We start from the raw sequence: 13,625 nt of genomic DNA on the forward strand, positions 1-13,625 counted from the left end.
ATGGCCAGGTTGTCGGATTATTTACCGAGCAGCTTCGCGACGTATTTTCCCACGATGTCAAACTCCAGATTCACCGTTTCACCGGCCTTCAATTGCTGGAAGCTGGTGTGCTCATAGGTATAAGGGATAATGGCCACCGTGAAGCCCGAATCGGTGCTCTCGAAGCAGGTCAGGCTGGTGCCATTCACGCAAATAGAGCCTTTCTCCACGGTCAGGCGGCCGGGACCAGCTTCGTGCCCGAACCGGAATAACCAGGAGCCGTCCTGGTCAGTCACGCTCAGGCAGGTAGCCGTGGCGTCAACATGGCCCTGCACGATGTGGCCGTCGAAGCGGCCGTTGGCGGCCAGGCAGCGCTCCAGATTCACGAGGCGGCCGGGCTGCCACTGGCTCAGGTTGGTCACGCGCATGGTTTCATCAATTGCCGTTACCACGTGCGTGCCGGCCGCCGCATCCACGGCCACCACGGTCAGGCACACGCCGTCGTGGGCCACGCTCTGGTCGATTTTCAGCTCGGCCGCGAAGGGCGAAGCCACGGTAAAGTGACGGTTACTGCCCTGGTCTTCAACGGCGATGATGGTACCCAGGGCTTCAATGATTCCAGTAAACATGAATTGCGGATTAGCAGATTATTTGAATTTTGCACAGGCGTGGTGCTACGCCATAAATGCAAAGAACGGCTCTACCGCGTGGTAGAGCCGTTCCGGTAATAACCAGCTGGCACGGGCCGGGGTTATAGGCAACCGTTATTTGTCGCCCTTCTCGAAGGGGCGCCAGTCGAGCTCGCCGGGCAGCCCACCGGCTTTCTTGCGCAGGAACACGGTCTGGTCGTCGTCCTCCCGCTTGCCGAAGGTCACGTCGGCCCGGCACTCCAGGCAGCGCACCGAGGTGTACTTGAACTTGCCCTGGGCCACGCGGCTGGTCAGGTCCAGATTATCGGACCCACAGATGCCACAGGCCGTTACATCGGCGAAGCTCAAACGCTCGTATTCGGACACGGTTTCGTGAAAGTTATTGCCTTGCACGGTAAAGTGAAACTGGCGGCGCCCGATGCGCTTGGTCGTCATCATTTGCAACATTCTACTGCAATAAAAGAGATTAATTGATGCTTTAAAATTACGAATTATCGCACTCAAAAACAAGCTGATATCCCAAAATAATCACATAAAAAAGGTGCCGTTAAGCACCTTTTTTTAGTGGCTGAAAACCTGCTTATTGCTGCACAAATTTCACCGTACGGCGGGTCTTGCCGGCACTTACTTCGCAGGTGTAGGTACCCTTGGCCAGCAGTCCGAGATGGAGCGGCGCTTCTTCGCCAGCGGCGGCAGGAAGCTGCCGCTGCGCCACCACCGCACCACGAACATCCAGCACGCGCACGCGCAGGGGCTGGCCGCGCAGCACGGCCGGCAGCACTAGCGTGAGCGGGCCGCTGCCGGTGGGGTTCGGGTAAAGGCTCAGGGCATCATCGACACTGGCCGCTGAGGAAGCGGTGGCCAGCGGGGCACTGGGATGCAGCGCATTGTAAGCCGTCACGAAGTTCGGAATGCCATAGCCGAGCGTATTGTCGGGAGCAGTGGCCTGGGTAGCGGTGCTGCGCAGGGCCAAAATCACCTGCTGGGCCGTGAGCGTGGGATTGGCCTGCCAGAAACCGGCCGCCATGCCCGCCAGCACGGGGCAGGCAAATGAGGTACCGTTGCCCCGGAAAGCACCGCCATTGGGCGAGAGTACCGCTGTAGCCAGCCCCATGGCCGACAACGTGGGCTTGATGCGACCATCAGCGGCGGGGCCGTAGGAGCTGAAAAAGGCGTGGTTCCCCAGCGAGTCCACCGCCCCAACGGTCATGATGGAATCAGCATCGGCGGGGGCCGAGATGTAATGCCAAGCGTGGTTGCCCTCGTTGCCGGCGGCACTGACCACCAGCATCCCCACGCGGGCGGCCATGGTGGCGGCGCGCGAGCTGATGGCGTTACGGCCGGTCATGTCCGCATACGTGTAGGAAATGGACGGCACATCGAAATCCGTGTAGCCCAGCGAGGAGCTGATAACATCTACCCCCACCGAATCGGCGTATTCGGCCGCGGCCAGCCAGTTGGCTTCTTCGATGGGATGCTCCGAATACACGTCTTCCGTGATGCACAGGTGGAACGTGGCTTTGGGTGCGGTGCCAATAAAGAATCCTGGCTGGTTGGCCGCCATCGTCGACAGGCAATTGGTGCCGTGGTCGCTGCGGCCGTACACGCTGGTCCCGCCATCCACGAAGTTGCGGGTGCTGGCCAGGCGCTGCTCCAGAAACAAGGGCTGCAGGGCCGAAATCTGGTCGGCACCGGGAAAGCCCGCGTCGAACACGGCTATCTGCATGCCATCGCCCCGGAAGCCGGCGTCGTGCATGGCCAAGGCGCCAATCTGTTGGTTCTGGCGGTAGGCCGGGCCATACTGGGCACGCGTGGCCGTCGTAGTTCGGGCGGCGGGCTCGGGCAGTTGAGTGGGAGGCGTAAAAGGGCCCGGCACGCGGGCGCTCCGGTTGAGGGTGCTGGCGCGGCTCACCTTGGGCAAGGCCATAATGCGGCCCAGCGTGAGGGAATCGCAGGAGACGACGGCGGCATTGAACCAGCGCGATGTGTACAGCACCTGCGGCCCACCGCTCACGGCCCGAATCTGGGCCACGTAGGCAGGATTCACGGGCAGGTCGCGCGGGAGCACGGCGATGCCCTGCCGGCTGCGCCGCGCCAGCGCCCTGGCCGACAGAAATGCCTGCGGCTGCGCCACCGAAAACGGCGTGCCGGCTTTATCCCGAAAATACACCAGATGCCGGCGCACGGTGCCCTGCGCCGCGGCCGGAGCGGCCGACAGGGCATTCAGCGCGCCGGCCACCAGGGCCAGGCTCACCCATTTGAACGAAGAAGGCACCATAGGTTGCGGGAACAGCTAAGGGAATAAAATCAGCGGCAGTTTGCCTAATTCACTTTGTAGTCAATCAGGGTTTCGCGGCGTGAATAGCCGAAAGTGTACGACTTGGGGACGAAAACGACACTGCCTCCAGTGGAGTTGTTAATGTAGTAGAAGTTGGAGAAGCGGCGCTTGCGCCGGAACACCGGCCCCACCCCCTTCGCAAATACCTGTTGATAGGTTTTCACGTAGTAGGCATCGTCTTCCTGCGCCGTGCCTTCGTTGGTGGTGCTCACGGTGGCCGGGTAGGCTTTGGTGGTGCCACCGACGGTGGTGCTGAATGGCTCCCCCACGCGGCGGTAGCGGCGGGTTTCGGCCGTTACAGTGTCGGCGGAGTTGTTATTGTAAGCGTTGAAATTCCACAGGCGACCTTCGCGCACCGGAAAAATCAGCTCCAGCGTGCGCAGGTTGTTGCGGTTGAGAATCACCGACTGCGCCGTGGGGCTCAGGGTAAATACGCTGTCGTCGACCCAGGGGTCGTTGGCCGTCAGGCGCTTTGAGCGCACCAGCCGGTAGGCGGTTTTGCCGGCCGCGTCGGTGAAGGTGCTCGCGATGGTTTCCCGGAACTGAAAGGCGCTGGCCGTGGGTACGCTGGGCGTTACCTGGCTACCTTGGCCGCTGGCCGTACTCCAGGTAGTGTCGGACACGGCATAAATCCAGTAATTGCCCACGGCCACCGGGTAGTAGCTCAGGCCGGCATCGGGCAGGACTTCTACCGTGTTTTCTTTGCAGCCGGCAAAGCCGATTGCCAGCGCACCCGCTGCCAGGGCCAGGCCTATCCGGCGGGTAGTCACCGGTAAATTACAGGAAAGCTGAATTCGTTGCATGAGTAGTGCGCAGCGGGTTATTTGGAAAGGAATTATTGCTCAGCCGTGGCTGTAGCAGCAAAAGGTAAGGGAAATTCGCCGATTACGTGGCGCTCAATCCAGCCGCCGCCCAGCACGTCCGGGCCGTCGTAGAACACGGCTGCCTGGCCGGGCGTAATGGCGTGCACGGGCTCCTCGAAATACACGCGGATTTTGCCGTCCACTTCTTCCAGAAACGCGGGCGAACCGTCGTGGTTGTAGCGCACCTTCACCACGGCCGGCACCAGGCCGCGGCCGGCCAGGCTGGCTTCTTTGCCCATGTTGAGTTTGCCCACCACGGTGGCCGTGCTGGCCAGCTCATCGTAGTTACCCAGCACTACTTCGTTGGTATCGGGGCGGATTTCGAGGACGAACGCCGGGTAGCCCAGCGCCACGCCCAGCCCTTTGCGCTGCCCGATGGTGTAGAACGGGTAGCCCTCGTGCTTGCCGATGACGCGGCCGTTTTTGGTCACGAAGTTGCCGCCGGCCACGCGCGCTTCCAGGCCCGGCACGCGGCGGCGCAGGAAGCCCCGGTAATCGTTGTCGGGGATAAAGCAGATTTCGTAGCTCTCGGGCTTGTTCACCAACTCGGTGAAACCGCGCCGGCGGGCTTCGTCATAAATCTCGGTTTTGCGCATGCCGCCCAGCGGGAACAGCGTGCGGCTCAGGCTCTCCTGGCTCACGCCCCAGAGAGCATAGCTTTGGTCTTTGTTTTCGTCGAGGCCCTTGCTCACCACGAAGCGGCCGGTTTCTTCGTCCTTGCGGATGTTGGCGTAGTGGCCCGTGGCAATGTACTGGCAGCCCAGTTGGTCGGCGCGGCGCAGCAGGGCATCCCACTTGATGTGCGTATTGCAGAGCACGCAGGGGTTGGGCGTGCGGCCGGCGAGGTATTCGTCGGTGAAATTATCAATCACGAAGTCGCCAAACTCGTCGCGGATATCAATGATGTAGTGCGGGAAGCCGAGCTGCACGGCAATGTCGCGGGCGTCGTTGATGCTGTCGAGCGAGCAGCAGCCGGTTTCCTTTTTGGAGCCGCCGGCGCTGGCGTAGTCCCAGGTTTTCATGGTCATCCCGACCACTTCGTAGCCTTGTTCGTGCAGGAGCACGGCGGCTACACTGCTATCAATTCCGCCGCTCATGGCGACGAGGACTCTTCCTTTTACTTCGGTATTCATAGTGGGTTGCAATTCACCCGGAGCTTGAATGGTTCCGGCCGGCAACCACAAAGGTAGCGCCTGTCATTGCGAGGAGGCACGTCCCAGCAATCCGTCCGTTCTCAACAACCAGTCCAACGATGCGAAAAGCCCTGGCACTGCGCAGTACCGGGGCTTTCTGGTGAAAGAAAGGGTCTGGTTTTGACAGATGACAGGCGCTACCTACTTCCCCCGGCCTTCCACAATGATTTTCAGCGTGTAGAGCAGCACCCGAAAATCCATCGCCAGGCTCATGTTCTCGATGTAGAGAATGTCGAATTTGAGCCGTTCTACCATCTGGGCCACGGTTTCGGCGTAGCCATATTTCACCTGGCCCAGCGAGGTGAGGCCCGGCCGCACGCGGTGCAGGTGGCGGTAGTGGGGCGCGATTCTTACAATCTGGTCGATGAAAAACTGGCGCTCCGGGCGCGGCCCCACGATGCTCATCTCGCCCTTGAGCACGTTCCAGAACTGGGGCAGCTCGTCGAGGCGCACCTTGCGCATGAAGCGGCCCCACTTGGTGATGCGCGGGTCGTGGTCGGAGCTCAGGGCCGGGCCCATTTTCTCGGCGTCGATGAACATCGACCGGAACTTGATGATGCGGAACGGGTGGCCGTCGCGCCCGATGCGCTCCTGCCGGTAAAACACCGGGCCGGGCGACGACAATTTCACCATCACGGCCGTGAAGGCGTAAACCCAACTGGCCAGCAGCAGGAACAGCGCCGAGCCCACCACGTCGATAATCCGCTTGAGCATCACCTGCCACACGGGCATCAGGTCCTGCTTGATTTCGATGAGCGGGGTACCGAATAAGTGGTTGACTTTCACCGAGCCCAGCAGCATTTGGTAGAGGTCGGGCAGGATGCTGACGCGGGCCGGCGTGCCTTCCAGCAGGGCCAGAATGTCCTGGATGAGGAGGTGTTCGCTAGGTTCGATGGCGATGACGACCTGCTCAATTTTGAGGGCGCGCACCAGGGCCGGCAGGCGCTGGTAGGAGCCCCGCGCGGGCAGCTCGGTGGCCAGGTCAGGGTCAATGGTATCGCCCACGGGCGCAAAGCCCACCAGACGCAGCCCCAGGTGCCGGCTGGTACGCGAGAGCTCATGAAATGTATTCAAGGCCAGCGCATTGGAACCAACCAGCAGCGTGGGGAAGAAAATCCGCTGCTGGCGAATCTGGCGCTGCACACTGCTCACGGCCACGGTGCGCAAAATGGCCGTGATAAAGAAATGCAACAGATAGTATGCCGTAAACGTCTTGTAATAAGCCCGATAGTTCACCACGCCCTGGTCATCGAGCAGCAGGGTAAAGAAGATGACCACCGCACCCAGCATAGCCACGCGCGCCAGCCGCAGGATTTCGCCAAGGCGCGACTTGCGGTAGATGTCGCGGTACTCGCCTACCAATGTGTAGAGCACGGTCCAGAATATGGCAATGAACACGGCCGACCCGGTGAGGTCGAACAGCACGCCTTCGGTGAAGTGATAGCCGGTCAGCTCGTTGAGCAAATATTTGCGCACGAGGTAAAAACACATCCAGGCAACCAGCGCCGCGCCGAAATCGGCGGCCACCAGCTTGATATATTGAAAGCGACGAATTAACTGCAAAACGGTGGGCGGGGTAGTATTTTCGCGGCCTGTGGAGACGTACCGCTCCCGGCAAAGGTAGGGACAGCCGGTAGTTGTCTGGCGGCTTCTTTTTGAGCCGGCCAATGGGCCTTCATCGGACTGCACCCGCTTTTATTCACTTATTTCCGCGTTTTATCATCTCACCGCTTCAGGATTCATATCGCCACCAGGGGCAGCGGCGGGCGCTGGCCCGCGAGCTGCGGCAACGCGGCATTCACGACGAGCGGGTGCTGCAGGCCATCGCTACCGTGCCGCGCCACCTCTTTTTTGCGCCCGCTTTCGAAGCCCACGCTTACCAGGACAAGGCGTTTCCCATCGGCGAAGGCCAGACGATTTCGCAGCCCTACACCGTAGCCTATCAAACGCAATTGCTCAACCTGAAGCCCACTGACCGGGTGCTGGAGGTGGGCACCGGCTCGGGCTACCAATGCGCCGTGCTGCTCCAGCTCACGCCCCATGTCGACAGCATTGAGTTCAACGAGGTGCTGTTTGCCCGCACACGGCAGCTGCTGGCCTCGTTGGGAGCCGTCGGGGCCGGGCTTTATTGCGGCGACGGCTCGCTGGGCCTGCCCGACCGCGCCCCGTTCGATGCCATCCTCGTCACGGCCGGCGCACCGGGGCTGCCCCCGGCCCTGCTGCGCCAGCTCCGGGTAGGCGGCCGCCTGGTGATACCCGTGGGCAGCAGCCAGACCCAGCGAATGGTGCGCGTGACCCGCGAAGGTGCCGAGACCTTTGTACGCGAAGAGTTTGAAGGCTTTCGGTTTGTGCCGCTGCTCGGGGCCGGGGGCTGGCGCTCGTAGAGGGTTACGCTTCATTCTTTTCCCATTTTCTCAGGTGTAATTTGCCTGCAATTATTACCGGCCGGTCTTGTTCCCCCAGATGCAAGGCCGGATGCTTCCCCCTTTTTCTTCCTACCTACTTCACCCGCTTTCCTGCTTATGATGAAAATGTTACGTCCTTTTAAGGTCGGGCTGCTTGGTTTGGCCTTTGCGCTCAGTGGTTTGGTAGTCTCGGCCCAAACACCGCAAGGCGTGGTGCGGAAATACCCTGAGCACCAAACTGGCTACCGCTGTGCATTCGACAGCGCCCAGCAGGCCGCTTTTGCCCGGCAGCCGGGCGCGGCGGCCGCCTACCGCGCCTTCCTCCAAAATGTTGCCAGCATGCCCGCCACCGCCCAGGCGCGCTTGCTGGCCGCCCCGGACGTGACCGTGCCCGTCGTGATTCACATCATTCACACCGGCGGCAACAGCAACATTTCGGATGCGCAGGTGAATGACGCACTGCGGGTTATCAACGAAGACTACAGTAAAACCAACCGCGACACGGCCGATGTGATTCCGGCCTTCCAGGCGCTATATGCCAACATTGGCTTTCGGATGAAGCTGGCCCGCCGCGACCCCAACGGCAACTGCACCACGGGCATCACCCGCACGTATTCGACCGATACCAATATCGGCGATGACCGGGTGAAAAGCCTAATTGTTTGGCCGCAGGATAAATACCTCAACATCTGGGTGTGCACCAGCGCCAACGGAGCCGGCGGCTACGCCTACCTGCCCTGCACGGGCGGCGCGGCCGATGGCATCGTGATTCGGAACGCGCAGTTTGGCAGTATTGGTACCTCGGGCGGCAGCAACCTGGCGGTGCGCTCCCTCACCCACGAAATCGGCCACTACTTTGGCCTGCCCCACACCTGGGGCGGCAGCAACACGCCGGGCCTGGCCAGCAATTGCAGCATAGACGACGGCATTGCCGACACGCCCAACACCATTGGCTGCCAGTTGAGCTGCGGCGCGGCCTACGGCGGCGGCACGGTGCTCTACAACTTCAACGCCTGCGGCCCCTTGGCCAACGTGCAGAACTACATGGACTACTCGGGCTGCACGCGGATGTTCACCCTAGGCCAGCGCGCTGTGATGCGGGCTTCGCTGCAGCTCAGCTGCCGTCAGGTACTCACCAGCGCCGCCAACCTGCTGGCCACCGGCACCAACGACGGCTACGTGGCTCCCAACTGCGCCCCGGTAGTAACGTTTCAGGCCTCGGCTACCACCGTTTGCGATGGCTCAACGGTGACGTTTGCCGATTATTCCTACAACGCCAACCTGACGGCGGCCACCTACGCGTGGCAATTTCCGGGCGGCGTGCCCGCCACCTCCGCCCTGCGCAACCCCACGGTGACGTACCCCGCGGCCGGCCTTTACAATGTTACGCTGACCGTAACGGCTGGCGGGGCCACGGGCACCAGTACGCGCACCGGCCTCGTGCAGGTAGTTGGGGGCAATTCCGGGCTGGTGGGCGCGGTGGCCGAGTCGTTTGAAGCCCCCGGCTTCCCGGCCAACTTCACGGCTCCCGACCTGCGCAACTGGACCAATTCCTCCAACACGGCCTCTGCTGGGGTCCGGTGGATTCGGCGGGCCGGCGTGCCCGGCGGCCTGACCGTGAGCGACGGCACGGCCTGCGTGCTGGTGGCCAGTACGCTGCTGCCCGCCAACACCCAAACCATGCTCACCTCGCCCAACATCAACTTGAGCGGCCTCACGGTGGCCAACCAGCCGGCCGTGACCTTCGACCGGGCCTACGCCCTGCGGCCGGGCCAGGGCAACGAGTCGCTGGCCGTGCAATTCAGCAACGACTGCGGCCAGACCTGGGACACGCAGCGTAGCTTCTTCTCGCTCGTGCTCAATACCCGCGACACGCTGCGTACCTACGGCTATACCCCGCTGGCCGCCTCGGAGTGGAAAAGCCTGCGGGTAGACATCCCGGCCAATTACCTCACCAACCACTTTCAGGTGCGCCTGATGATGCAGAGCAACGGCGGCAACTACTTCTACCTCGACCACCTGGCCGTGGGGGCTGCTCCGCTGCTGGCCACGCGCCCGGGAGCCGGCAGCACGCCGGCCCGGGTGTACCCCAACCCGCTCACAGCCGAGTCGGTGGTGGAATTCGCGCTGGCCGCCCCCGGCCCGGTCGAGCTGCGCCTGACCGACCTGCTGGGCCGCCCGGTGGGCACGGCCACGCGGGCTATTGGCCGCGCCGGTCTGCAAAGCCTGCCCCTGCTGGCCGGCGGCGCGGCCCGCCCGGCTGCCGGTATCTATCTGATTGAACTACGGACCATAAATGGGCGTTCGACCAGTAAAGTGGTGATTCCCTGATAATGGCTTACTTCTTTCCCTATTGGGATGGGTTTTATTCAGGGTTTTTTGGTAAATTTGAAAGCCCTGCCATTGGAGCAAATGTTTTTGCGGCCCCAGCCGCTTTTTTCTTCCCCCTCTTCTAATTAACCCAATTTTTCTCCTAATTTTTCTCATGTTGAAAAAACTAATACCCACGGCGCTGACCCTGGCATTGGCCCTGACCGGCCTGAGTGCCAGCGCCCAAAACAAGAATTATAACCCTGACAAAACCGACGAGCGCAGCCCCAACTGGTGCGGTGCCGTGGCCGAGCAGGAGCGCTACTTCGCCGAGCACCCCGGTGCCCGCGAAGCCCAGCGTGCCATGTACAAGCAGCTGGAGGCAATGGCCGCCAAGCAGCAAAATAAGGTATCGTATGTGACCGATGTGACCATTCCGGTGGTTGTGCACATCATTCACGCTGGCGGCCCGGAGAACATCAGCGACCGGCAGGTTAACAGCGCCATCGACCAGCTTAACATCGACTACCAGAAGCTGAACGCGGACACGGCCAACACGGTGCCGGCTTTCCGGGCGCGGGCGGCGGCCCTCGGCTTCCGTTTCCGCCTGGCCAAGAAGGACCCTAACGGCAACTGCACCACGGGCATTACCCGCCACTACGCCCCCAGCCTTATAAACGACGACCAGAGCGGAGCCGTGCAGTCCCTGGTTATCTGGGACCGTCAGCGCTACCTTAACATCTGGATTGTGAGCAGCATTGGTACGCCCACGGCCGGTGGTGGCATTGTGCTGGGCTATTCCAACCTGCCCCAGAACTCCACCGCCCAGCGCGATGGCTTTGTGGCCCGCGGCGACTGGTTCGGTAACCAGGGCACTAGTTCGCCAGCCCGCGCTCAGAGCCGCACCGCTACCCACGAAATCGGCCACTACTTCGGCCTGAGCCACCCCTGGGGCCAGACCAACAACCCCGGCACCGGCAACTGCAGCGGCGACGACGGCGTAGCCGACACCCCCACCACCGACGGCACCTTCAACTGTGACCTGACGTACTCGCCCTGCACCGACCCTGCTACCGGCCAGCGCATCCTCGCCAACGTACAGAACATCATGGACTACGCCTCGTGCCCCACCATGTTCACGCAAGGCCAGAAGACGCTCATGCGCAACGTGCTAGCTACCCGCCCCGAGCGCACCGGCCTCACCACCCAGGCCAACCTGATTGCCACCGGCACCAACGACGGCTACGTGGCTCCGGCTAGCTGTGCCCCGGTTGCCGCCTTCGCGGTCGCCACGGGTTCAAGCACCAGCGTGTGCATTAACACGCCCGTAACGCTGAACGACTATTCCTATAACTTCTCCTCAGGCGGCGGCGCACTCACCTATTCCTGGTCGTTCCCCGGCGGCACGCCCGCTACGGCTACGGGTGCTAGCGTCTCAGTATCGTACGCAGCAGCGGGCTTCTACCCCGTGACCGAAACCGTGAGCAACAGCGCGGGCACCAGCACCAGCACCGTGACCAACTACATTCGGGTAGAAGGCCCGACGGGCGGCGAAACGGCCCCGTACACAGAGTCGTTTGAAAATACCGCCTTCCCTAACCTGTTCCCTGACCCCACGTTGCGCAACTACACCACTTCGGGCTTCAACAGCGCCGGCGTTGCGAATACCGGCTACCGCTGGGCCCGGCAGGCAACCGCAACCGCCGCCACCGGCACCGGCTACCTGATTGTGCAGGACCGGGTGATTCCCGCGGGCGCCACCGCCCAGCTCATCACGCCCAACATCAGCCTGGCCTCGGTGCCCAACCCGGCCACACTGAGCTTCTCGCGGTCCTTCGCGTTGCGCACGGTTTCCAGCAATGAGCAACTGCGCATTTCGTTTAGCAACGACTGCGGCGTGAACTGGTCAACGCCCGCCGTGCTCAACGTGACGGACCTCACCACCCAGGGCCTCATCCCCAACGACGGCTTCGCCCCCAGCAGCAGCACCGATTGGCAAACCACCACGGTAGCAATTCCGGCCCAGTTCCAAGGCAGCGGCTTGTTCAAAGTGCGCTTCCAGATGGTAAACGGCACTTCGCAAGGCAACAACTTCTACTTTGATAACCTGCGCATTGCCGGCCCGCTGGCAACCAAGGCCGACGCACTAGCCAGCCGCGGCATCAGCGTGTACCCCAACCCGATGACCAACGAAACGGCCGTACACCTCAACCTGACGGCTGCCACCAACGTGCAGGTGAGCCTCACCGACGTGGTGGGCCGCAACGTGGTTTCGCTGCCCGCCAAAATGTACGGTGCCGGCCAGCAAAGCGTGTCGCTGCAAAACGCTGGCCACGCACTTAAAGCCGGCATGTACGTGGTGCACATTTCGCTCGATGGCGAAACCTTCACCAGCAAGCTCAACGTGGAATAGTCCCGCGTCCGGCATTTCATTGCTGACTTAGAAAAGCCCCGTCCGATTTCGGACGGGGCTTTTTTTATGCCATGGGCTGCCGCTGCGCCGAGGCTGTACCTTTGCGGCAGTTTTCCTGGCCGATGCCGGCTGCTTTACTTTTTCGCCATGCGCAAGCAAAAACCCGTAGCCGACTCGTTCGTCATCATGACCGAGCTGGTCCTGCCCAACGATACCAACACCCTCAACAACCTCATGGGGGGCCGCATGATGCACCTCATGGACATTGCCGCCGCCATCGCGGCCCAAAAGCACTCCAACCGCATCGTGGTCACGGCCTCGGTCGATAACGTGTCGTTCCGCGACAGCATCCGGCTTGGCAACGTCGTCACGCTCCAGGCGCAGGTCACGCGCGCGTTCAGCTCCAGCATGGAAGTGCACATTGATGTTTGGGCCGAAGACATCCCCAGCGGCACGAAATTGAAAACCAACGAGGCTTTCTTCACCTTCGTGGCCGTGGACCAGAGTGGCCGGCCCATCGACGTGCCCGAGGCCGTGCCCGAAACCGATGCCGAAATCAGCCTTTACGAAGGCGCCCTGCGCCGCCGACAGTTGCGCCTGGTGCTGGCGGGCCGCATGCAGCCCGCCGAAGCCCAGGAACTGAAGGCATTGTTCGATTTGAAATAATCGGTATAATTGCTCAATCGGCCTGAGCCTGTCCGACTTTTCTCACTTCAACCACCGCGCCATGTCTACCGAAAAGCTGGCCTTTCTGCAAAACTTCTACACCGACGTAACGCTCTACGTGCCCGCTGAATTGGCCGCGGAAGAGCCCGCCGCCCCGCCGTCCCCCGTAGCGGCCCAGCCCGAGCCACAGCCGGTTCTGAAACCAGAGCCCCCCGCCCCGCCCCGCGTCTCCAGCATGCCGCCGATGGCGTACAGCAAGCCCTCGGCAGGGCTGGAGCGGCTTACGTCGAGTGCGCTGCATCCGGTGGCAGCAGCGGGGCCGCCCGCGCCGGAGGCCGCCCGCCCGGCGCCGACGGTAATGCTCACGCCGTTCACAGTGATGGGCGACAATGCGCAGGGCGTCATCTTACTGTTCCGCCTGCCTTCCGAACAGTTTCTCAAGATGCACCGCAACGTGTTTCTGAACAAAATGCTCCAGGCCCTGAACCTGGTGATGGCCGACGTGCTGCTGGTCAACGTGGAGTCGGAGCTGCCCGTGGCGCTGGCCAACCTGCGCCGGGAGCTGGCCGCCACGCGCATCGTGGCCTTCGGCAAAAACCTGCTCGACACCACCATCCGCAACACCCAGATTTACGAGCCGGTGCTGTTTCCCAACCTCAACCTCGCCTACCTTGCTTCCGCCACCGTCGATTTGGTGGAGTACGATGTCAGCCTGAAAAAGCGCCTCTGGCCCGGCTTGCAGCGCATGTTTCTGGGGTAAGGTGCGAATTTTATTCCCTACCTATCCAGCTACAAAAAAGCCCCGTCT

Annotated in this window: 11 protein-coding genes; 5 read left to right on the forward strand and 6 right to left on the reverse strand. The window is 62.0% G+C overall.

What is annotated here, in order from left to right:
- Positions 1 to 17 precede the first annotated feature (17 nt).
- The 6 genes from ACYU7Q_RS03685 to ACYU7Q_RS03710 all read right to left on the reverse strand — a co-directional run bounded on the left by ACYU7Q_RS03685 (position 18) and on the right by ACYU7Q_RS03710 (position 6,586).
- Complete coding sequence (locus tag ACYU7Q_RS03685) at positions 18 to 608, reverse strand: riboflavin synthase (RefSeq protein WP_460608082.1); 591 nt, start codon at positions 606 to 608, stop codon at positions 18 to 20.
- 135 nt (positions 609 to 743) lie between these two features.
- Positions 744 to 1,067 carry a hypothetical protein gene (locus ACYU7Q_RS03690; RefSeq protein WP_460608083.1) on the reverse strand — a complete coding sequence of 108 codons (324 nt, stop codon included), beginning with the start codon at positions 1,065 to 1,067 and terminating at the stop codon, positions 744 to 746.
- A gap of 142 nt (positions 1,068 to 1,209) precedes the next feature.
- Positions 1,210 to 2,907: a S8 family serine peptidase gene (locus ACYU7Q_RS03695; protein ID WP_460608084.1), complete on the reverse strand. Its 1,698-nt coding sequence runs from the start codon at positions 2,905 to 2,907 to the stop codon at positions 1,210 to 1,212.
- A gap of 44 nt (positions 2,908 to 2,951) precedes the next feature.
- Positions 2,952 to 3,770, reverse strand: coding sequence for a hypothetical protein (locus tag ACYU7Q_RS03700; RefSeq protein ID WP_460608085.1), 819 nt, complete (start codon positions 3,768 to 3,770; stop codon positions 2,952 to 2,954).
- A gap of 32 nt (positions 3,771 to 3,802) precedes the next feature.
- Complete coding sequence (gene mnmA / locus ACYU7Q_RS03705; protein ID WP_460608086.1) at positions 3,803 to 4,963, reverse strand: MnmA/TRMU family protein; 1,161 nt, start codon at positions 4,961 to 4,963, stop codon at positions 3,803 to 3,805.
- 201 nt (positions 4,964 to 5,164) lie between these two features.
- Positions 5,165 to 6,586: a sugar transferase gene (locus ACYU7Q_RS03710; RefSeq protein ID WP_460608087.1), complete on the reverse strand. Its 1,422-nt coding sequence runs from the start codon at positions 6,584 to 6,586 to the stop codon at positions 5,165 to 5,167.
- A gap of 158 nt (positions 6,587 to 6,744) precedes the next feature.
- Here ACYU7Q_RS03710 and ACYU7Q_RS03715 point away from each other — a divergent pair, with 158 nt between their 5' ends.
- From ACYU7Q_RS03715 to ACYU7Q_RS03735, 5 genes are all read left to right on the forward strand, one after another.
- Positions 6,745 to 7,407 carry a protein-L-isoaspartate(D-aspartate) O-methyltransferase gene (locus ACYU7Q_RS03715; RefSeq protein ID WP_460608731.1) on the forward strand — a complete coding sequence of 221 codons (663 nt, stop codon included), beginning with the start codon at positions 6,745 to 6,747 and terminating at the stop codon, positions 7,405 to 7,407.
- A 138-nt stretch (positions 7,408 to 7,545) separates the two neighbouring features.
- Complete coding sequence (locus tag ACYU7Q_RS03720; RefSeq protein ID WP_460608088.1) at positions 7,546 to 9,759, forward strand: M43 family zinc metalloprotease; 2,214 nt, start codon at positions 7,546 to 7,548, stop codon at positions 9,757 to 9,759.
- Between the two features lie 154 nt (positions 9,760 to 9,913).
- Positions 9,914 to 12,151, forward strand: a complete 2,238-nt coding sequence (locus ACYU7Q_RS03725) for a zinc-dependent metalloprotease (RefSeq protein WP_460608089.1) — start codon at positions 9,914 to 9,916, stop codon at positions 12,149 to 12,151.
- A 147-nt stretch (positions 12,152 to 12,298) separates the two neighbouring features.
- A complete protein-coding gene (locus ACYU7Q_RS03730) occupies positions 12,299 to 12,817 on the forward strand; it encodes an acyl-CoA thioesterase (protein WP_460608090.1) in 519 nt (172 codons plus the stop codon).
- A gap of 61 nt (positions 12,818 to 12,878) precedes the next feature.
- The gene (locus ACYU7Q_RS03735; RefSeq protein ID WP_460608091.1) at positions 12,879 to 13,577 is read left to right on the forward strand and encodes a hypothetical protein; all 699 of its coding nucleotides are present in this window, start codon (positions 12,879 to 12,881) and stop codon (positions 13,575 to 13,577) included.
- Positions 13,578 to 13,625: the final 48 nt, after the last annotated feature.

Source organism: Hymenobacter terrigena (assembly GCF_054776515.1).

What these genes read in the sequence shown, in the direction of transcription:
- ACYU7Q_RS03685 (WP_460608082.1), bottom strand. Translation starts at nt 608, where the DNA reads ATGTTTACTGGAATCATTGAAGCCCTGGGTACCATCATCGCCGTTGAA.
- ACYU7Q_RS03690 (WP_460608083.1), bottom strand. Translation starts at nt 1,067, where the DNA reads ATGATGACGACCAAGCGCATCGGGCGCCGCCAGTTTCACTTTACCGTG.
- ACYU7Q_RS03695 (WP_460608084.1), bottom strand. Translation starts at nt 2,907, where the DNA reads ATGGTGCCTTCTTCGTTCAAATGGGTGAGCCTGGCCCTGGTGGCCGGC.
- ACYU7Q_RS03700 (WP_460608085.1), bottom strand. Translation starts at nt 3,770, where the DNA reads ATGCAACGAATTCAGCTTTCCTGTAATTTACCGGTGACTACCCGCCGG.
- mnmA (WP_460608086.1), bottom strand. Translation starts at nt 4,963, where the DNA reads ATGAATACCGAAGTAAAAGGAAGAGTCCTCGTCGCCATGAGCGGCGGA.
- ACYU7Q_RS03720 (WP_460608088.1), top strand. Translation starts at nt 7,546, where the DNA reads ATGATGAAAATGTTACGTCCTTTTAAGGTCGGGCTGCTTGGTTTGGCC.
- ACYU7Q_RS03725 (WP_460608089.1), top strand. Translation starts at nt 9,914, where the DNA reads ATGTTGAAAAAACTAATACCCACGGCGCTGACCCTGGCATTGGCCCTG.
- ACYU7Q_RS03730 (WP_460608090.1), top strand. Translation starts at nt 12,299, where the DNA reads ATGCGCAAGCAAAAACCCGTAGCCGACTCGTTCGTCATCATGACCGAG.
- ACYU7Q_RS03735 (WP_460608091.1), top strand. Translation starts at nt 12,879, where the DNA reads ATGTCTACCGAAAAGCTGGCCTTTCTGCAAAACTTCTACACCGACGTA.